The organism is Afipia dichlorophenoxyacetatis, assembly GCF_055386385.1.
Genome location: NZ_AP029250.1, coordinates 5,355,789 through 5,374,998, shown reverse-complemented (window position 1 = coordinate 5,374,998; position 19,210 = coordinate 5,355,789). Strand labels below are relative to the sequence as shown.

Genomic DNA, 19,210 nt, shown 5'->3' with positions numbered 1-19,210 from the left:
ATTCAAAAACCGATTTGCTCATGCGCCGATTGCGATTTTCGGCTCTTCCGGCTCGCGCGATTTCATCTCTTTCAGCGCGCGACGGTATTCGACCGGCATGACCTTGCGGAACATCGGCAGATACGTCTTCCAGTTCGCGAGAATGTGCTGCGCCCGCGCCGAGCCGGTGAGCTTGGCGTGACGTGAGATCAGAACATGGAGGCGCTCGACGTCGGCGCCGAGCAGGTTCGCAAACACGTCGACACGGCCATGAGCTTCGAGGTCGCCGCTCTGGTGGAACGCGTTCTCGTTGATGAGCTCTTCGGACAGGACCGGTTCGAGGTCGACCATCGCCAGGTTGCAGCGCTTTTCGAACGTGCCGTCCTCGTCGATGACATAGGCGACGCCGCCCGACATGCCGGCAGCGAAGTTGCGGCCAGTACGGCCGAGCACCACGACGATGCCGCCGGTCATGTATTCGCAGCAATGATCGCCTGCACCTTCGACAACGGCAACCGCACCGGAGTTGCGTACGGCGAAACGCTCACCCGCAACACCTTGCAGATAGGCTTCACCCTCGATCGCGCCGTAGAGAACGGTGTTGCCGACGATGATGGATTCCTCAGGCACGATGCCCGAGATCCGCGGCGGCCGCACGATGATGCGTCCGCCGGAGAGGCCCTTGCCGACATAGTCGTTGCCTTCGCCTTCGAGGTCGAAGGTGACGCCACGCGCCAGCCAAGCACCAAACGCCTGACCTGCGGTGCCCTTGAGGCTGACATGAATGGTGTCGAGCGGCAGACCTTCGTGACCGTAGGCCTTCGCCACTGCGCCGGACAGCATCGCGCCTGCGCTGCGGTCGGTGTTGTGGATCTCGGCAGAGATCTTCACCGGTGCGCCGCGGTCGATGGCCGCACGAGCTTCCTTGATGAGGGTACGGTCGAGCACGTTGTCCAGGTGATGATCCTGGGATTCCGCGTGGTAGATCTTCTGCCCGGGCAGCGCCTGCTGCTTGTAGAACAGCTTCGAGAAGTCGAGGCCCTTTGCCTTCCAGTGTGCCACCAGGCGGGTCTGGTCGAGCATCTGGCTCTGGCCGACCATCTCCTGGAAGGTGCGGAAGCCGAGGGAAGCCATGATCTCGCGCACTTCTTCGGCAACGAAGAAGAAGTAATTGATCACGTGCTCAGGCTGGCCGGTGAAGCGCTTGCGCAGCACAGGATCCTGTGTCGCAACGCCGACCGGGCAAGTGTTGAGATGACACTTGCGCATCATGATGCAGCCGGCCGCAATCAGCGGAGCGGTGGCAAAGCCCATTTCATCCGCGCCGAGCAGGGCGCCGATCACGACGTCGCGTCCGGTACGGAAACCGCCGTCGACCTGCACCACGATGCGGCTGCGCAGACGTTCGCGCACCAGCGTCTGGTGGGTTTCGGCGATACCGAGCTCCCACGGAGAGCCGGCGTGCTTGATCGAGGTGAGAGGCGAAGCGCCGGTGCCGCCCTCGAAGCCCGAAATGGTGACGTGGTCGGCGCGTGCCTTGGCAACGCCGGCGGCAACCGTGCCGACGCCGATTTCCGAGACGAGCTTTACCGACACCTGACCGTCCGGATTGACGTTCTTGAGGTCGTAGATGAGCTGCGCGAGGTCTTCGATCGAGTAGATGTCATGGTGCGGCGGCGGCGAGATCAGGCCGACGCCCGGGGTCGAGTGACGCACCTTGGCGATGGTCGCGTCGACCTTGTGGCCGGGCAACTGACCGCCTTCGCCGGGCTTCGCACCCTGGGCCATCTTGATCTGCATCATGTCGGAGTTGACGAGGTATTCCGTCGTCACGCCGAAACGGCCCGAAGCCACCTGCTTGATCGCCGAACGCAGCGAGTCGCCGTTCGGAAGCGGCTTGAAGCGGTCTGATTCCTCGCCGCCTTCGCCGGTGTTGGACTTGCCGCCGATGCGGTTCATGGCGACCGCAAGCGTGGTGTGCGCTTCACGCGAAATGGAGCCGAACGACATCGCGCCGGTGGCGAAGCGCTTGACGATGTCCTTCGCCGGCTCGACTTCATCGAGCGGCACCGGCTTGCGCTTGTCGTCCTCGGCAGTCTTGATGCGGAACAGGCCACGCAGCGTCAGCAAGCGCTCGGATTGCTCGTTCAGAACCTTTGCGAATGCGCGATAGCGCTCCTGCGAGTTGCCGCGCACGGCATGCTGAAGCAGCGAGACGGTTTCTGCGTTCCATGCGTGCTCTTCGCCACGGGAGCGGAAAGCGTATTCGCCGCCGACATCGAGAGCAGTCTTGAAGACCTGCTCGTCGCCAAAGGCTTCGCTGTGTCGGCGCGCGGTTTCTTCGGCGATCTCGGCGAGGCCGACACCTTCGATGCGCGTATGCGTACCCGCGAAATACTTGGCGACGAAATCCGCCTTCAGGCCGACGGCGTCGAAAATCTGCGCGCCGCAATAGGACTGATAGGTGGAGATGCCCATCTTCGACATGACCTTGAGCAGGCCCTTGCCGATCGACTTGATGTAGCGCTTGACGATTTCCTTGTCGTCGAGCTTGGCCGGCAGTTGGTCCTTCATCGCGATGGCGGACTCGAACGCCAGATACGGGTTGATCGCCTCAGCGCCATAGCCCGCGAGACAGGCGAAGTGATGCACTTCGCGCGGCTCACCGGACTCGACCACGAGACCGACGGAGGTGCGCAGACCGACGCGGATCAGGTGATGGTGCACGGCGGCGCAGGCCAGCAGCGCCGGAATTGGAATGCGATCGGAGCCGGCAGCGCGGTCCGACAGGATGATGATGTTGACGCCCTCACGCACGGCTGCTTCGGCGCGTCCGCACAGCTCATCGAGCACCTGCTCCATACCCGAGGCTCCGAGGCCCGCGTGGAAGGTGGTGTCGAGCGCGCGCGACTTGAAGTGATTGTCACCCACTTCCGAAATCGAGCGGATCTTCTCCAGATCTGCGTCGGTCAGGATCGGCTGGCGCACTTCGAGGCGCTTGGTCTTCGACAGGCCTTCAAGGTCGAACAGGTTCGGGCGCGGACCGATGATGGAGACGAGGCTCATCACCAGTTCTTCGCGGATCGGATCGATCGGCGGGTTCGTCACCTGTGCGAAGTTCTGCTTGAAGTAAGTAAACAGCGACTTCGGCTTGTTCGACAGCGCTGACAGCGGCGTGTCGGTGCCCATGGAGCCCGCGGCTTCTTCACCGGTGGCCGCCATCGGCGTCATCAGGATGTTCAGATCTTCCTGGCTGTAGCCAAACGTCTGTTGACGTTCGAGCAGCGACAAGTTGGAACGCGCAGCCTTGGCCGGCGATTCAGCCATGTCTTCGAGCACGATCTGCGTGCGGTCGAGCCATTCGCGATAAGGATGGCTCTTAGACAATTCAGCCTTGATCTCGTCGTCGGGGATGAGGCGGCCCTGCTGAAGATCGACCAACAACATCTTGCCGGGCTGCAGGCGCCACTTGGTGACGATCTGGTCTTCCGGAATCGTCAGCACGCCCATTTCGGACGCCATGACGATGCGGTCATCTTTGGTGACGAGATAACGCGCAGGACGCAGGCCATTGCGATCGAGCGTCGCGCCAATCTGCCGGCCGTCAGTGAAGGCAATCGCCGCCGGGCCGTCCCATGGCTCCATCAGGGCCGCATGATATTCATAGAACGAGCGCCGCTTCTCATCCATCAGCGGGTTGCCGGCCCATGCTTCCGGAATCATCATCATCACGGCGTGAGACAGCGAGTAACCGCCCTGCACCAGGAATTCGAGCGCGTTGTCGAAGCAGGCCGTGTCGGACTGCCCTTCATAGGAAATCGGCCAGAGCTTGGTGATGTCTTCGCCGTAGAGCTCCGAGCTCACCGATGCCTGACGTGCGGCCATCCAGTTGACGTTGCCGCGCAGCGTGTTGATCTCGCCGTTGTGCGCAATCATGCGATAGGGATGCGCCAGCGACCACGCCGGGAACGTGTTGGTGGAGAAGCGCTGGTGAACCAGCGCCAGCGCGGATTCGAAATCCGCTTCATGCAGGTCGGGATAGTACTTGCCGAGCTGGTCCGCGAGGAACATGCCCTTGTAGACGACAGTCCGGCACGACAGCGACATCGGATAGTAGCCCGCAAGCGAACGCTCGCGACGCTGATAGATCGCGTTCGAGATCGCCTTGCGCAGGATGTAGAGATGACGTTCGAAATCGTCTTCCGACTTGGTGTTCGGGCCACGGCCGATGAACACCTGCATTACGTTCGGCTCGGTCGGCTTGACCGTTTCACCAAGCGATGAGTTGTCGGTCGGCACTTCGCGCCAGCCGATCAGCGTCAGATGCTCTTTCTTGATCTGATCCGCGATGATGCCCTGGATGACTTCACGCCATGGCTTTTCGCGCGGCATGAAGAGCGATCCCACGGCGTAGTCGCCGGGCTTCGGCAGCGTAAAGCCGAGATCCTTGGCCTTGCGCGCGAAGAAAGCGTGCGGAATCTGCACGAGAATGCCTGCGCCGTCGCCGGCGCGTGGATCGGCGCCCACAGCGCCGCGATGCTCGAGGTTGCAAAGAATGCTGATGGCATCGCTGATGATCTGATGCGATTTCTTGCCCTTGATGTTGGCGATGAAGCCGACACCGCAAGAATCTTTTTCCAGTGCGGGATCGTACAGACCTTCGGCTGCCGGGCGCCAAGTATGTTCGCGCGGTTTCAAGGCCTGGTCCGCCATGGGCGCATCCACCTTGATGTCGTCACGTTCAAACTCTGACCCGCTCATTCTTATCCCCACGCTTCCTTAGAAGCTGTCTATTTAAACCCATTTTGGCCGCAGCTTCGACGCTTGCGGCACCCTGAAGGCCACCGCTCGCATCTGACGAGCCTTGCTTTCGAAAGTGCAGCTCGCTAGTGCCGTTTCCGGCTCACACGCGGCCTGCTTCAGGTCAGTCTTGCGAAAGATTCGCAAAAACTGTGCCGGGTCTCCCCGGAAAATTGGGACAGTGATACTGTCCTAACCACGAGATTGCCAAACTTTTTACTATCACACAAGCGCGCGTGAGTCCCCGCCAGGATAGGTCAACGCAGACATCTTCCCCATCCGCTTGCCTCGCGAATGAGATAAAGCCGCCGCTGTGCGGCCCAAGCTCCGCCCAAATCCGACACGACATTCGTCACCGACCTGACGGTCTGGAACGGTTCTTGGGGGGCACTAAGGGAGCGTTATGTAATGGCGTTGTTCTCGGGGAAAAGGCTGGTTTGGCAGGCTTTCGCCGTCGGCGTGGTGGCTTCCGTGTCTTTCGCTGCACAGCCTGCGTTGGCTGTGGATGATCTCCCGGTGGTGGAGGATGTCCGCGGGCCTGCGCCGCCACCGATAGAGGATGAAGTCGCGCCGCCACCGCCGCGATATTACGCACCGGCGCCTCGTGCGCAGGGGCCCTATGCGCCGGACGTGTACGAACGGGATTCCGACGCGGCGCTGCCTCCGATCCGAGTGGAGCGGGGTGCGCCGTATCCTCGGCCTGTATTGCCGCCCTATCAGGTTGTGAGCGTCGTTCGCTCTTCAGGCTATATGCCGCTTGGTCCGGTCGCCCGGCGAGGCTGGGTTTACACCATGGCTGCGGCCGGTCCCCGAGGGATTGAGGGCAGGCTGGTGATCGATGCCCGGACTGGCCGGATCATGCGCTTCGTTCCGGCTCTCGCTGTGGGTGATAGTCTCGCTTACGGACCCCCTCCGGGGCCGCCGCTTTATCAGCAGGATTTCCGCCGTGCGCCGCGCCCACCGGCGCCGGTTCCGCGTGTTGCCAAGGGTGGCGCCGCCCCGAAGGTTGCGAGCCAGACGCCATCGGCTGGTCCGGTTCCTGCCGCCAACCCGGCTGCTTCATCCGAGACGCCAAAAGCTGTGGCAACACCGGCGGAGCATTCTGCCGCTGGAGCGCCGGCGGCCGAGCGGTCCCCAGCACCAGCTCCGTTGGACAAGACCGCGGAGGTAAAGCCGGCAGCCACAGTCAGTGCCATTGCCTCGCCACCTGCTGCGCCAGCAACGGCTTCAACACTGAAGCTCTGGCCCACGCAGGCGTTGCCTCCGGTACAACCCTTGGATTGATTTTTCCGCTCTGGGACGGGGAAGACAGGTGCGGCGCGTCGTCCTCACTTCGGTGAGGGCGACGTTGTCGTCAGAGGCAGCTGTTCCGGACAATCCACCAGCGTCGCGTTGCGGACGTAGCGGATATAATTGAATTTGGCGCCGCGGCTGGTGCCGAACTCCGGACTGTAGTTGAAGTCATAGCGGCAGCCGGCCTTCAAGCCCGCATAGATCTCATTGCGCACGATCCTGTAATCGGCCGCAGGCTCGGTTCTCAACCGTACTTCGCTCGCCGTCTGAGCCGCGCCGTTGTCCGGGCCGAGATACGTGACGCGATGGGTGTAGCCGACGATCCAGGTGACCATGATGAGGCTCACGATCAGCGCAGCAACGATTGCGAGATAACCAATCTCCTCGCGATGCTTGGCTGCAGGTGAATAGGAATCGCTCATGGTGGTTTTGTCGGCGGGCATCGAGCCGCGGTTCGATAACGCGCGGCGCAGAAAAAAGCGCCCCGGGGGATCGGGGCGCTTCGTAGTTTGCAGGAGGTTATGAGCTGGTAACTTAGGCCGCAGCCTTCTCAGTCACCTGAGAGCCAGCAGAAGCCGATGTGGTGATCGGAATCTGGCGAGGCTTGGCGGCTTCCGGAATCTCGCGGACGAGATCGACATGGAGCAGGCCGTTCTCAAGCGAGGCGTTCTTGACCTGCACGAAGTCGGCAAGCTGGAACTGACGCTCGAAAGCACGCGACGCGATGCCGCGATAGAGCACCTCGGCGTGGCCTTTGGTGTTCTCGTTCGCAACCTTCTCGCCCTTGATTGTCAGCGTATTTTCCTTCGCGACAATCGAGATTTCGTTCTGGGAGAAGCCGGATACTGCAACGGTAATTCGGAAGTCGTTCTCGCCGGTGCGCTCAATGTTGTAGGGCGGATAGCCCGGCGCGCCATCGCCGTTCACTTGATCGAGCAGCGAAAACAGGCGGTCGAAACCAACGGTGGAACGATGAAACGGAGTGAGATCGAAAGTACGCATGGTGTAGTCCTCCTAATGAGCGACTAGCGCGTTTTCAGGCGTGACGCTTCGTCCAAGAAACTTGGCCAAGAAACCGTCGCACATGCACAACGCGCCACTCTTTGATTTAAAGAGCAGACAACCCGCCATTGGGCCGGGTTTTCGTTCTGCGTGCAGCCTAGAGAGGCCTGCACGAAACTGATATGGGAGGGGGTTCCGGGTGTTCAAGAGGGATTCGGCCTCTCTTTTTTGTTCCCCGTCTCCTGCCGGTTTTTCCGATTTATTTGCACTGTTGGTCCCGCCCATGACGCTCGTTTCCACGCCGTCCAATCCCGTGCCCGACAATGTCGTGAGCGGCACCATCAAGACGCCGGATGGCGCCGAATTGCGATTTGCGCGCTGGCAGCCACCTGCCAACCGCAAAGGCACGGTCTGCGTCTTCACCGGCCGCGCCGAAAGCATTGAGAAATATTTCGAGACGGTGCGGGACCTGCGTGAGCGAGGCTTCGCCGTTGCGATGATCGACTGGCGCGGGCAGGGCCATTCGTCGCGGCAACTGCGCGATCCGCGGAAGGGCTATGTGCGCCGATTTTCCGATTTTGAAATCGACGTCGAGACTTTCGTGCAGCAGATCATGCTGCCGGATTGCCCGCCACCTTATTTCGCGCTGGCGCACTCGATGGGCGGCGCGGTGCTGTTGCGCGTGGCACGGTCCGGCAAGCGCTGGTTCGATCGTATTGTCCTCACAGCGCCGATGATCGATCTGCCCGGTCTCAGCATGAAGGTACCGACACGAATGCTGGTGCGTGGACTGCGTTGGCTCGGCATGGGTGGCACCTATGTGCCCGGTGGCAACGGCAAGCTGATGGGAACGAACGGCTTTGTCGGCAATCCTCTGACATCCGATCCAGTCCGCTACGCGCGCAATATCGCGATCCTGGAGGAGGACCCCACGCTCGGTATCGCATCTCCCACAGTGGCGTGGGCGGACACCGCATTCAAGGCGATGATGGACTTCCGCGCGCTGGACTATCCCTCCCGCATTCGTCAGCCGATTTTGATGCTTGCCGCCAGCAACGATACGGTCGTGTCCACCGCGGCGATCGAGGAGTTCGCCTATCACCTGCGCGCCGGATCGCACCTCGTCATTGCCGGCTCCAAACACGAAATCCTGCAGGAGCAGGATCGTTATCGCCAGCAGTTCTGGGCCGCGTTCGATGCGTTCGTTCCAGGCACGCCGTTATTCGGCTAGCTATCAAAGTGCCTTGGTCATATAGACGCGTTTCAGACCCTTCTCTTCGCCGCGATGGGTCTCGACGAATCCAAGGTATTTGTAGCGCGCCTGGTTTTCCGTCATCAGTTCGTGGGTGAACAGGCGAATGGAATCGTAGCCTGCGGCCCGTGCCTCGTCTTCAGCGAAAGCGATAAGTCGGTTGCCGTATCCCTTGCCCTGCGCCTCGGGGCGGACGGCGACGTTGTCGAGCAGCATCGTCCTGTCTTCAGGAATAAGCACGATGAGACCCTCGATCTCCCCGCCCTCTTCAAGAACGTACACACTGCCCTCGGCGACCAGTTCGTCGTAGTCGTCGAGCATAGGACCCGGCTCGCGCCCGATGCGCGGCAAATAGACCACGTAGGCCGCATGAACGATGGCTGCTACAACGGCGGCCTCTTGAGCGCGGGCGAGACGAATCATGACGGGTACCTGCTTGCTAGTGGTCCGATTCTAACGTTCGCATCCTATCTCGGTAGGCACTTTAGCGAACGTTAGAATCGAAAGACCACTCGTAAAGATAAGATTCTAGCGGAGCTTGGGATTTGACTTCGCATAACGAATTTGCGGCAAGCAGTGTAGCGAACGTCAAATCTGCTCCACTCGTATGTAATGTGCAGCTTACCGCATCAGGGCGCAGGTGAAAGATGTTCGGTATTCATGATCTCTGGCTGTTCGTTCTCTCCGGCGTCCTGCTGAATGTCACGCCAGGCCCTGACACGGCTTATATCGTCGGCCGCAGCGTTCAGCTCGGCTGGCGTGGTGGCATCGCTGCGGCGCTCGGCATTTGTTGCGGTTGCCTCGTGCATGTTTTCGCAGCTGCCATCGGTTTGTCCGCACTTTTGGCCGCCTCATCCGCAGCCTTTACGGTGGTGAAGCTGGTCGGTGCCATTTATCTCTGCTGGATGGGCGTCCGGATGTTGCTTAGCACCGGAGCAGCAGATGAGGTGTCGGATCGCGAAGGGCCCGTCAGTCTGCGGACCGTGTTCTGGCAGGGCACGCTGACCAATGCGCTGAATCCGAAAGTGGCGCTGTTCTTCCTGGCGTTTCTGCCGCAGTTCGTCGCCGCCGATTCACCTCACAAGGCGGTCGCTTTTGCGGTCCTGGGGATCATTTTCAACATCAACGGCACGCTCTGGAATGCCGCCGTCGCTGTGGCGGCAGCAAAAGCCGCGCATCGCGCAAGAAGGGCCAAGCGAGCGGTCGCCTGGGTCAACCGCTCGCTTGGCGCACTGTTCGTCTATCTCGGTGTTCGCGTGGCGATGATCGAGGTGCGCTAGAGCTCTAGTTGGCTTTGGCAGGCGCGGCCGGTTCGGCAGCAGCCTGCGACGCACGGCCGACGCTAACGCTCAGGATGCCCTGGCCCCAAATGCGCTTCGCGACGCGCTTGGTATCATCCAGCGTTACGGCATCGATGATCGCATTGCGTTTTTCGATGTAATCGATGCCGAGGTTATCGAGCTGGTACTGCACGAGCACGCTTGCGATCTTTGACGACGTGTCGAGCGCCAGCATCTGCGATCCCTTGAGATAGGATTTCGCCTCGTCCAGTTCCTGCTGCGTCGGGCCGTCACGGCCCATCTGCGCGATCTCACTCGTGATGGTATCGAGTGTCTCGGTGGCCTTGTCTGCGCGGGTGGCCGTCGTGCCGGCAAAGATCGACGACTTGTTCATCCAGATCAAGGATTGCGACACGGAGTAAGCAAGGCCGCGTTTCTCGCGCACTTCCTTGTAAAGCCGCGACGAAAAAGAGCCGCCACCCAGGATGTGGTTCACAATATAGGCGGCCATGAAGTCCGGATCGTTACGCGCGATGCCGGGACCTCCAAAATTGATGGAGCTCTGCGGCACGTCCAGCACGACGGATGCATGCTTCGGCGGCTTTGTCGCATCAGTTACGGGGACTGGCCTCAGGTTGGCTTTGGCGGGCAGCGCTCCGAATGTCTTATCGAGCAACTTGCCGAGGGTGTCAGCATCGATGTCGCCAACGACAGCAACCTTCAGCGTGTCTTTCGCCAATACGCGCTGCGCAAAATTCTTGAGGTCAGCAGCCTGAATGGCTGAGAGACTCTCCACCGAGCCATTTGGCCGCCATGCATAGGGATGCGTGCCAAAGGCTTCTTCCCAGAAGCGATGACCCGCGATGGCAACGGGATTCGTGGTCTCGCGGCGCGCGTTCGAGATCATCTGCGAGCGAACGCGTTCCAACGGCTCGGCATCGAACCGCGGAGAGGTGAGCGCCAATCGCAGTAAGTCAAAGGCTTCGCCGCTGTCTTCCTTGAGCATGCGCATGGACCCGCGGAAATAGTCGCGAGTCACCGAAAAGTTCATCGTGATGGCGCGCCGCTCAAGCCGCTCGTGGAAGACCTTGGTGTCGAGATCGCCGGCGCCTTCGTCAAGCATGTTGGCAGTGAAACTGCCGATGCCCTGTTTGTCGGCGGTGTCCTGCGTCGATCCGCCAGTGAAGGCGTATTCCATCGCCACCAGCGGCACGGTGGCGTCCTGCACGAACCATGCTTCGATGCCGCCCGGCGAGACCAGTCGCTGGATTTTCGTCGCGGCGGACGCAGGTTGGGGAGCCGTGAAAAGCGATGTTGCGGCGAGTACAAGTGCAGCTGCGATGCGGGGCAGGTCCCGGCGTGTGGTGATCACGAACGCTTCTCCTCACGCTTGGCCGCTGTCGCAGAGGTATCCTTGATCAGGTAACCGGTGACCGAACGTTTCTTTTCGAGCCAGGTCTGCGCTGCGTCACGGACCTGCTCGGCGGTGACGGCGCGTACGCGATCCGGCCAGCTTCTAATATCGTCGACGCTGAGACCGACGGTCACGGCTGCGCCGTACCAGCGCGCCAGCGTGGTCTGGCTGTCCTGCGCGTAGATCGCTTCAGCGATCATCTGCGTTTTCACGCGTTCAAGATCGGCAGCGGGCACCGGATTTTTCGCCAGTTCGGCGATAACCTCGTCGATGCCTTGCTCAAGCTGCGAAAATTCCACGCCGGGCTTCGGTGACGCGGAGATGCCGAATTGCGAGGGGTCGATTGCAGTGCCTTGATACCAGGCACCCGCACTCACCGCGAGCGGCTTGTCCACCACCAGCGCACGGTAAAGATATGCATTGCTGCCGCTGCCCATCAATTGCGCAAGGACTTCCAGTGCAGCGCTCTCAGTGGGCGCAGCCGATACGGCGGACGGGACCAGATAGTAGCGCCTCATAGTGGGCTGTTCGACGCGCGGATCGGCGAGTGTCACGGTGCGCGGGGCGGCGGGGGCCGGCTCCTGTGGACGGACGCGCTGCGCAGGGATGGATGGCTGCGGCGGCACCTTGCCGTAGGTGGCCTCGATGACTGGCCGGATATCGTCTGCTTCGACGTCTCCAGCAATCACCAGCGTGGCGTTGTTGGGCGCGTAGAAACGTTTGTAGAATTCTAATGCGTCTTCGCGATTGAGCTTCTCGATTTCTCCACGCCATCCAATGACCGGGCGGCCATAGGGATGGTTGAGATACAGCGCCGCCATGATCTGTTCGGTCAGCCGCGCATCGGGATTGTTGGCGACGCGCATGTTGTACTCCTCCAGCACAACATCACGTTCAGGCAGGACGTTTTCGTCCTTCAGGACCAGGCCGGTCATCCGATCCGCCTCGAATGTCATCATGGTGGCGAGCTGATCGCGGGGCACGCGCTGGAAATAGGCCGTGTAATCCGTGGACGTGAAGGCGTTCTCATTGCCGCCGATCCGCGAAATGACGCCTGAGAATTCGCCGGCGGGATGAGCCTCGGTCCCCTTGAACATCAGGTGTTCGAGGAAGTGCGCCAGTCCGGATTTGCCAGGCGTCTCGTCAGCGGACCCGACCTTGTACCAGATCATCTGCGTCACCACCGGCGTCCGGTGATCCGGAATGACAATGACGTTCAACCCGTTATCGAGCGTGAACGTCGCGGGGCGGGTGCCTGTTTGCGCTGTGACGGACTGCGCAGCCACAGGGGACAACAAAAGACCGACCGCTGCAGCGGCTCGGACGAGGAAACGGCGAGAGGATGTCATATCTTGTTCCCGGGCTGCGGACACACCGCTGGGACAAGCTCAGGGCTGCAAGAGGCGGCATTACAGGGCCCTGAAACGATCTCATTCAGCTGGATCGTGGTCATTCAGTCACAGCAACCAGCTGGAGACGATCGGAATTAATCCCAGGTCTTCTCGCACCTTCCGGAGCTGGGGTCACATGTCTCTTTCGGAGCCTTTTGCTTACCGTCTCCCACACCGTAGGCGTAGTTTGGCGACGGTGTCTGATAGCCTACCGGCGGCTGGGTCAGCTCATCGCGATCGGGTTCTTTATCGAATTTCGCAGCTTCCTGCTTCTTGCTGGAGAACGGATTCGAAAATATCCCGCCAACGTAACCAAGGTCAGATGGCATCATCATGAACGGCTTGTCCGAGCCGTTGCTTCCCGGGCTGGTGCTGTCGGGGGTCCGGCTGCTGCCTTGCGAAGCTTTCGACGCGAGTTCACTCGGCATCAATGGCATGCGAGCTTCTTCGGGGCTGACAGCCTTCTGTTTACGCGCTTCCTTCGCGGCTTTGCGTTCCCTCTCGTCCGGATCCTTCGGCCAGTTCGGAGCGAGCTTCGGCTTGCCCGTTTCCGGCTTCGGCAGATCAACCTTTGAAGGAACCACCAGCGGCGAACGTTCGCGGTAGTCAATTCCGGCGTCTTCCATCCGCTTCGCGCCCAGACCGCTCATGATGTTGTCCATGAACTTCTGTTCGAAGGTCCGGCTATCTTCGTCCTCGTCGTCCTGTGCGCGGACGGGTCCTGCGCTCAGCACCAGACCCACGCCCAACAGGACCGCGGCCAGCCGGATTGCACCGGCCCACATTTTGGGGCGGAGAAGGAGAGAAATTCCTGATGACATCGCACCTGAACCGTTGCTGTCGGTCTCACGCATTGCGTTCATCCTGATCCGTTGTCTCGTATGGCTGCCAGACACTGCCATGAGGCACGCCTGTGTTGTCTAGCACGCCCTATCCGTTGTTATGAGGGCCTTTTTGCGGCGCTGGGGCTCACAAATGAGTCATACAGGAGGGCCGCGACCCCGGCAACGATGGCGGCATCGGCAAGGTTAAACACGTACCAGTTGTAGGTTTTTCCACCGATTTCGATGTGGAAAAGGGCAAAATCGACCACAGCGCCGTAGGCCAGCCGGTCGATTCCATTGCCGATTGCCCCTCCAATAATGAGCCCCAGGCCGATCACCGCGAGACGGGTGCCGGAGCGCGCCATCCAAATTGCCAGCACGATCACTGCCACGACCTTGATCGCAAGCAGAATAGCCTGACCGACGGGGCCTGAGTCCTGGAACCAGCCGTAGCTGATGCCCGTATTCCAGGCGAGCACGAGATCGAAAAACGAGGTCACCGTCACGGCCCCCCGGCGGCCGAGCTCAAACACGTTGAGCAGCCATAGCTTCGACGCCTGATCAAGGATCAGCGTAGCAATGGCTGCGATGAGCCCGGATCGGAAGAAGGGAGACATCAAACGCCTCAAATTCACGACAGGAGATCGTCCGCCGTCATGCCCGGCCTGGTTCTACGGTTTTTTTCCGTCGCGGCGGCCCGCGACGGGTCGGGCTTGAAGTGTCAGACGAGTCCCAATGCCTTCCGCTCACGCAGGGCTTGGGCATCACGCGGTGTCACGTCGGGATATTCCGGATCGTCGCCGACCGTTGGCAGGATTTTCCACGAGCGGGCGCATTTGGTGCCGACAGCCTTTTCAACCACCACCGCGACACCCGGGACGTCGTTCAATCTGAACGCACCTGCAGGCGCTTCATCGGTCGACACCATCGCGTTGGAGGTGATGCCCACTTCAGCGAGATCCACATCGAATAGCGTCGCAAAGACTGCCTTGTCCGACACGTACACCAGCGGCGAGGCTTCTAAGGACGAGCCGATCCGTTTGGCGGCGCGCTCGATCTCAAGGGCTCCCGTCACCACGCGGCGGACGTCGCGGATGGTTTCCCATTTCTTCGCGAGCGCATCGTTGCGCCAGGCGGCGAGAACATGCTGGAACAACTCAAGATGCACCGATTTGGCGGACTGGCCATAGCGCGACATCCAGGTTTCTTCCGTCGTGAAACTTAGAATGGGCGCGAGCCATGTGACGATGGCGCGGAATAGATAATCGATCACCGTCAGGGCTGACTTGCGTGCAATCGATGACGGCGGATCGCAATACAGCGTGTCCTTGCGGATGTCGAAGTAGAACGCCGACAATTCGGTGTTCATAAATGCAGAAAGCGTTGCGACCACGGTCTTATAGTCGAAATCGGCGTAGGCTTGCCGAACCACCTCATCGACCTCCGACAGACGATGCAGCATGAGCCGCTCGAGCTCCGGCATGTCGTCGGCCTTGATCCGATCTTCATCGCTGAAATGCGCGAGGCTGCCCAGCATCCAGCGGAGGGTGTTGCGCAGCTTGCGATAAGTCTCGATCGTGTTCTTGAGGATCTCCGGTCCGATGCGCTGGTCGTCGGCATAGTCGGTAGCGCACACCCACAGGCGCAGGATGTCGGCGCCGGAGTCCTTGATGACCTTCTGCGGCTCGATGGTGTTGCCGAGAGACTTTGACATCTTGCGGCCATGCTCATCGAGCGTGAAGCCATGGGTCAGCACCACATCGTAGGGCGCGCGGCCACGCGTACCGCAGCTCTCAAGCAGTGAGGAGTGAAACCAGCCACGATGCTGGTCGCTGCCTTCGAGATACATCACTGTGTCCTGGCCGCCATCGACCTTGCGCTTCAGGCCGGCGAACCCAGGGAAATGAACCGGATCTTCCAGCACGAACGCATGCGTAGAACCTGAATCGAACCAGACGTCGAGAATGTCGTCGACCTTCTTCCATTCCTCGTTGGCATGGGAGCCGAGGAAACGTTCGCGCGCGCCTTCCGCGTACCATGCGTCGGCACCTTCCTGTTCGAAAGCATCGGCGATGCGCTTGTTGACGGCCTCGTCCTGCAGGATTTCTGCCGAGCCGTCGCCTTTTTCACGGACGAACACGGTGATCGGCACGCCCCAAGCGCGCTGGCGCGACACCACCCAGTCCGGACGGCCGGAGATCATGCCGGTGATACGATTCTGGCCTTGCTCGGGCACCCAGCGCGTGACGGAAATCGCCTGCAATGCACGGGCGCGCAGCGTGTCGTCGGATTTCGCCTTGCCGGCAACTGCAATGTCCTTGTCCATCGCGATGAACCATTGCGGCGTGTTGCGGAAGATCACCGGCTTCTTCGAGCGCCACGAATGCGGATATTGGTGTTTGAGACGGCCACGCGCGAGCAGCATGCCGCGCTCGACCAGCGCCTTGATGACGCTTTCGTTGGCGTCGCCTTTCTCGCCTTTGTCGTTGATGACACGCTTGCCTGTGAAGCCCGGTGCCTGTTCGGTCAGCGCGCCGTTGGCGTCGACTGTGTAGGGGATTGTGACGTTAATCCCACGTGCGTCGAGCTCGCGTGCATTCGCCGTCCAGATATCGAAGTCTTCACGTCCGTGGCCCGGCGCCGTGTGCACGAAGCCGGTGCCGGTGTCGTCGGTGACATGATCGCCAGCAAGCAGCGGTACGGTAAACTCGTAACCGCCATCGAGACCCTTTAATGGGTGCACGCACTCAACTGCGTCGAGGATGTCGGCGGAAACATCACTGACCTTCTCGAAGGCCGTGACGCGTGCCTGCTTGAACACGTCCTCAGCAAGCTTGTCCGCGAGAATGAGAAGATCGCCGGTTTTCGCCCAATTGTCGGCTGGCGCATCGGTGACCTTGTACAGACCGTAGGAAATCTTGCGCGAGAAGCTGATGGCGCGGTTGCCGGGCAGCGTCCACGGCGTGGTCGTCCAGATGACGACCGATGCATTGGCGAGCCGGCCAAAGGCAGCCGCGACCGGAAACTTCACCCAAACCGTGTCCGAGGTGTAATCCTCGTATTCGACTTCCGCTTCGGCCAGCGCAGTCTTTTCCACGACACTCCACATCACGGGCTTGGAGCCGCGATACAGCGTGCCATTGGCTGCGAACTTCATCAGTTCGCGAGCGATCTGCGCTTCGGCAAAATAGTTCATCGTTGTGTAGGGGTGGGCCCAGTCGCCAATCACCCCGAGCCGCTTGAACTCTTCGCGCTGGATGTCGATCCACTTCTGCGCGAAGGCGCGGCACTCGCGGCGGAACTCGATGATGGGAACCGCATCCTTGTTCTTGCCCTTGGAGCGGTATTCTTCCTCGATCTTCCATTCGATCGGCAGGCCGTGGCAGTCCCAGCCGGGCACATAATTAGAGTCATGCCCCAGCATCTGCTGGCTCTTGGTCACCACGTCTTTCAGGATCTTGTTGAGCGCGTGACCGATGTGAATGTTGCCGTTGGCATAGGGCGGGCCGTCGTGCAGCACGAATTTTGGGCGCGACTTCGCGGTCTCGCGGAGCTGCTTGTAAAGGTCGATCTCGTTCCATCGCGCCAGAATTTCCGGTTCGCGCTGGGGCAGGCCCGCGCGCATCGGGAAGTCCGTCTGCGGCAGATAGAGGGTTTTGGAGTAATCGGCGGCGTCGGATTTGGGCTTTTCGGTCATGGCGGGGTGAATAGCGCGTTTTGGCGGGAAGTGGAAACCCGGTTCGGGTAAAATGCCGGGGTTGGGCGATGGTTTTAGCTGCCGGGGCCTATGGGGCGGGCGGGGTTTCCCGCCACCGTCTGGTTGGCCGCGATGTCGCGGGTCACCACACTTCCGGCGCCGATCACGGCTCCGTCACCGATGGTGACACCTGGGAGAATGATACTGCCACCACCGATCCAGACATCGCTGCCGATCCGCACCGGACGCCCGAATTCGAGACCAGCTCGCCGTGTCTTGGCGTCCCTTGGATGGTCGGCGGCATAAATCTGGACAGCCGGGCCGATCTGCGTGCGGTCGCCGATGGTCACTTCGACCACGTCGAGGATCACGCAGTTGAAATTCAGAAAAACACCATCCCCAAGACGGATGTTGGTACCATAGTCGCAGAAGAACGGCGGCCGGATCACGACATTTGCGCCTATAGCGGCCAGACGTTCGGCGAGGATCATCCGCATCACATCAGGAGCTGATCCCGCCGCCGAATTATAACGCGCCAGCCACTTAGCCGTAATCGCCTGATCCGAAACGATCTCGGGGGCGTCAGGGCGATATAATTCGCCTGCAAGCATCTTCTGTTTTTCGGTCTTGCTCAGCCGATCTCTCCGAGATTGGGAAAAGCATCCGGTTCCGCCGCCAGAGCAGCGCGGGCCTTAACGCTGTCATCGTCCATCTGGCGGATGAGCGGTTCGATACCGTCGAACTTCAGCTCGTCGCGAATGTAGGAGATGAACGCAACGTCGAGTCGCTTGCCGTAAAGATCACCCTTGAAGTCGAACAAAAAGATTTCGAGCAGCGGCGCACCATTGTCGAATGTCGGACGCCGGCCAAAACTTGCCACCCCATCGAAGCGCTGCGATCCAAGGCCGACGCGAACGGCATAGATGCCATGTTGGAGCCCGCAATTCTTGTCGAGGCGAATGTTGGCGGTCGGATAGCCGAGATCGCGTCCGCGCTTTTCGCCATGAATGACTTCGCCGGTGATAAACCATGGCTCGCCCAGCATTGCAGTCGCGTCGTCGATCTGTCCTTCGGCCAACGCCATGCGAATAGCGCTTGATGAGACCGGACGATCGAGAATATCGATATGTGGCTGGATGTGGACTTCGATCCCCAAGCGCGGGGCCTCGCTGGCGAGCAACGAGGGCGAACCGCTGCGGCCCTTGCCGAAATGGAAATCGTATCCGACCGATATGCCGCTCACTCCGAGACGGCCAATGAGATCGTGATTAATAAAGTCTTGCGCCGTGGTGCCGGCGCGCGCGGCATCGAACGTCATAACGATGGCGCCATCGAGACCGGTCTTTGCCAGCAGCCGCAACTTGGCGGTCTCGTCCGTCAGCCAGAATTGCGGTGTGTGCGGGCTGAAAAAATGCCGCGGATGAGGCTCAAACGTAACTGCGAAAGCGGGCTTTTTTAGCTTGCGCGCCATGTCAACCGCGGCCGCAATCACAGCGCGGTGACCGAGGTGCACGCCATCGAAATTGCCAAGCGCAACAACGCTGCCTTTCACAATCTCGCTTGTGGGCGTGGTGTCGCGAATGATTTTGAATGTCGTCGTTTGCATATTGGAAAGGATGTTTTGAAGCACGATTGGCGGAGACCGTGACCCGGTGGTGCAGTTGGTGTCAAGAGATGGCTCAACTTGGTGCAACTTACTGGATTTCTGACAGAGCCGATTAACTGGCTGTTTAAGCCCGGCTGCTACGGTCCAGCAATCAAGACGGGTCGGCAGAAGCCGATTTGTGACGTGTTCAAGACGCAAGCCGGTTGCTGCGTTTGAGGGAGAAAAACAGCGATGGCCATGGATTTATCGATGTCGGTTCTGGTGGTCGATGACTACAACACCATGATCCGCATCATCCGCAATCTGCTCAAGCAGCTCGGTTTCGAGCATATCGACGACGCCAGCGATGGTTCGGCGGCGCTCGCCAAGATGCGCACCAAGAAGTATGGCCTGGTGATCTCCGACTGGAACATGGAGCCGATGACCGGTTACGACCTGCTCAAGGAAGTTCGCGGCGACCCCAATCTCGCCACCACGCCTTTCATCATGATCACGGCGGAGTCCAAGACCGAGAACGTGATCGCGGCCAAGAAAGCCGGCGTGAACAATTACATCGTGAAGCCGTTCAATGCGGCGACACTGAAGACCAAGATCGAAGCCGTGTTCCCGGACAATGTTCCGGCGTAACCGCTCCCAGAGACGCCTCCAAGCGTTGCACTTTGCTCAAGGTGC

The 19,210-nt window shown here is 60.4% G+C and carries 15 protein-coding genes; 4 read left to right on the top strand and 11 right to left on the bottom strand.

Going from position 1 to position 19,210, the window contains the following annotated elements; translation table 11 throughout:
• Positions 1-18: 18 nt before the first annotated feature.
• Positions 19-4,740 (bottom strand): glutamate synthase large subunit, encoded by a 4,722-nt coding sequence (gene gltB / locus ACZ5C3_RS25190; RefSeq protein ID WP_464033853.1) that lies wholly within the window; start codon positions 4,738-4,740, stop codon positions 19-21.
• A gap of 447 nt (positions 4,741-5,187) precedes the next feature.
• Here gltB and ACZ5C3_RS25185 point away from each other — a divergent pair, with 447 nt between their 5' ends.
• Positions 5,188-6,063, top strand: coding sequence for a hypothetical protein (locus ACZ5C3_RS25185; RefSeq protein ID WP_464033852.1), 876 nt, complete (start codon positions 5,188-5,190; stop codon positions 6,061-6,063).
• A 44-nt stretch (positions 6,064-6,107) separates the two neighbouring features.
• Here the strand turns inward: ACZ5C3_RS25185 and ACZ5C3_RS25180 are convergent, their stop codons facing one another.
• Together ACZ5C3_RS25180 and ACZ5C3_RS25175 are read right to left on the bottom strand one after the other, a co-directional pair.
• On the bottom strand, positions 6,108-6,515 hold the full coding sequence (locus ACZ5C3_RS25180; protein WP_464033851.1) for a hypothetical protein: 408 nt from the start codon (positions 6,513-6,515) through the stop codon (positions 6,108-6,110).
• 91 nt (positions 6,516-6,606) lie between these two features.
• A complete protein-coding gene (locus tag ACZ5C3_RS25175; protein ID WP_464033850.1) occupies positions 6,607-7,074 on the bottom strand; it encodes an Hsp20 family protein in 468 nt (155 codons plus the stop codon).
• A gap of 283 nt (positions 7,075-7,357) precedes the next feature.
• On the opposite strand from ACZ5C3_RS25175, the gene ACZ5C3_RS25170 reads away from it, so the two are divergent.
• Complete coding sequence (locus ACZ5C3_RS25170; RefSeq protein ID WP_464033849.1) at positions 7,358-8,305, top strand: alpha/beta fold hydrolase; 948 nt, start codon at positions 7,358-7,360, stop codon at positions 8,303-8,305.
• A gap of 3 nt (positions 8,306-8,308) precedes the next feature.
• On the opposite strand, the gene ACZ5C3_RS25165 is transcribed toward ACZ5C3_RS25170, so the two are convergent.
• Positions 8,309-8,749 carry a GNAT family N-acetyltransferase gene (locus ACZ5C3_RS25165; protein WP_464033848.1) on the bottom strand — a complete coding sequence of 147 codons (441 nt, stop codon included), beginning with the start codon at positions 8,747-8,749 and terminating at the stop codon, positions 8,309-8,311.
• Between the two features lie 224 nt (positions 8,750-8,973).
• Between ACZ5C3_RS25165 and ACZ5C3_RS25160 the strand changes: the two genes are divergently transcribed.
• Positions 8,974-9,606, top strand: coding sequence for a LysE family translocator (locus ACZ5C3_RS25160; RefSeq protein WP_464033847.1), 633 nt, complete (start codon positions 8,974-8,976; stop codon positions 9,604-9,606).
• Between the two features lie 4 nt (positions 9,607-9,610).
• Here ACZ5C3_RS25160 and ACZ5C3_RS25155 read toward each other — a convergent pair whose 3' ends face one another.
• The 7 genes from ACZ5C3_RS25155 to ACZ5C3_RS25125 form a co-directional block, all read right to left on the bottom strand.
• Entirely contained in the window at positions 9,611-10,978 is a 1,368-nt protein-coding gene (locus ACZ5C3_RS25155; RefSeq protein WP_464033846.1) for a M16 family metallopeptidase, read from the bottom strand.
• Entirely contained in the window at positions 10,975-12,369 is a 1,395-nt protein-coding gene (locus ACZ5C3_RS25150) for a M16 family metallopeptidase (RefSeq protein ID WP_464044346.1), read from the bottom strand. The genes ACZ5C3_RS25155 and ACZ5C3_RS25150 overlap by 4 nt, the downstream gene beginning before the upstream one ends.
• A gap of 137 nt (positions 12,370-12,506) precedes the next feature.
• Entirely contained in the window at positions 12,507-13,265 is a 759-nt protein-coding gene (locus ACZ5C3_RS25145) for a hypothetical protein (protein ID WP_464033845.1), read from the bottom strand.
• Positions 13,266-13,351: 86 nt separating this feature from the next.
• Positions 13,352-13,852 carry a signal peptidase II gene (lspA, locus tag ACZ5C3_RS25140; protein ID WP_464033844.1) on the bottom strand — a complete coding sequence of 167 codons (501 nt, stop codon included), beginning with the start codon at positions 13,850-13,852 and terminating at the stop codon, positions 13,352-13,354.
• 104 nt (positions 13,853-13,956) lie between these two features.
• Complete coding sequence (ileS, locus tag ACZ5C3_RS25135) at positions 13,957-16,932, bottom strand: isoleucine--tRNA ligase (RefSeq protein WP_464033843.1); 2,976 nt, start codon at positions 16,930-16,932, stop codon at positions 13,957-13,959.
• 74 nt (positions 16,933-17,006) lie between these two features.
• Positions 17,007-17,567 carry a sugar O-acetyltransferase gene (locus ACZ5C3_RS25130; protein ID WP_464038432.1) on the bottom strand — a complete coding sequence of 187 codons (561 nt, stop codon included), beginning with the start codon at positions 17,565-17,567 and terminating at the stop codon, positions 17,007-17,009.
• Positions 17,564-18,538 (bottom strand): bifunctional riboflavin kinase/FAD synthetase, encoded by a 975-nt coding sequence (locus tag ACZ5C3_RS25125; RefSeq protein WP_464033842.1) that lies wholly within the window; start codon positions 18,536-18,538, stop codon positions 17,564-17,566. The genes ACZ5C3_RS25130 and ACZ5C3_RS25125 overlap by 4 nt, the downstream gene beginning before the upstream one ends.
• A gap of 231 nt (positions 18,539-18,769) precedes the next feature.
• On the opposite strand from ACZ5C3_RS25125, the gene ACZ5C3_RS25120 reads away from it, so the two are divergent.
• The gene (locus tag ACZ5C3_RS25120; RefSeq protein ID WP_464033841.1) at positions 18,770-19,165 is read left to right on the top strand and encodes a response regulator; all 396 of its coding nucleotides are present in this window, start codon (positions 18,770-18,772) and stop codon (positions 19,163-19,165) included.
• Positions 19,166-19,210: the final 45 nt, after the last annotated feature.

Excerpts from the sequence above, each read along its gene's own strand:
- gltB (WP_464033853.1), bottom strand. The coding sequence starts at position 4,740 with ATGAGCGGGTCAGAGTTTGAACGTGACGACATCAAGGTGGATGCGCCC.
- ACZ5C3_RS25185 (WP_464033852.1), top strand. The coding sequence starts at position 5,188 with ATGGCGTTGTTCTCGGGGAAAAGGCTGGTTTGGCAGGCTTTCGCCGTC.
- ACZ5C3_RS25180 (WP_464033851.1), bottom strand. The coding sequence starts at position 6,515 with ATGCCCGCCGACAAAACCACCATGAGCGATTCCTATTCACCTGCAGCC.
- ACZ5C3_RS25175 (WP_464033850.1), bottom strand. The coding sequence starts at position 7,074 with ATGCGTACTTTCGATCTCACTCCGTTTCATCGTTCCACCGTTGGTTTC.
- ACZ5C3_RS25170 (WP_464033849.1), top strand. The coding sequence starts at position 7,358 with ATGACGCTCGTTTCCACGCCGTCCAATCCCGTGCCCGACAATGTCGTG.
- ACZ5C3_RS25165 (WP_464033848.1), bottom strand. The coding sequence starts at position 8,749 with ATGATTCGTCTCGCCCGCGCTCAAGAGGCCGCCGTTGTAGCAGCCATC.
- ACZ5C3_RS25160 (WP_464033847.1), top strand. The coding sequence starts at position 8,974 with ATGTTCGGTATTCATGATCTCTGGCTGTTCGTTCTCTCCGGCGTCCTG.
- ACZ5C3_RS25150 (WP_464044346.1), bottom strand. The coding sequence starts at position 12,369 with ATGACATCCTCTCGCCGTTTCCTCGTCCGAGCCGCTGCAGCGGTCGGT.
- ACZ5C3_RS25145 (WP_464033845.1), bottom strand. The coding sequence starts at position 13,265 with ATGCGTGAGACCGACAGCAACGGTTCAGGTGCGATGTCATCAGGAATT.
- lspA (WP_464033844.1), bottom strand. The coding sequence starts at position 13,852 with ATGTCTCCCTTCTTCCGATCCGGGCTCATCGCAGCCATTGCTACGCTG.
- ileS (WP_464033843.1), bottom strand. The coding sequence starts at position 16,932 with ATGACCGAAAAGCCCAAATCCGACGCCGCCGATTACTCCAAAACCCTC.
- ACZ5C3_RS25125 (WP_464033842.1), bottom strand. The coding sequence starts at position 18,538 with ATGCAAACGACGACATTCAAAATCATTCGCGACACCACGCCCACAAGC.
- ACZ5C3_RS25120 (WP_464033841.1), top strand. The coding sequence starts at position 18,770 with ATGGCCATGGATTTATCGATGTCGGTTCTGGTGGTCGATGACTACAAC.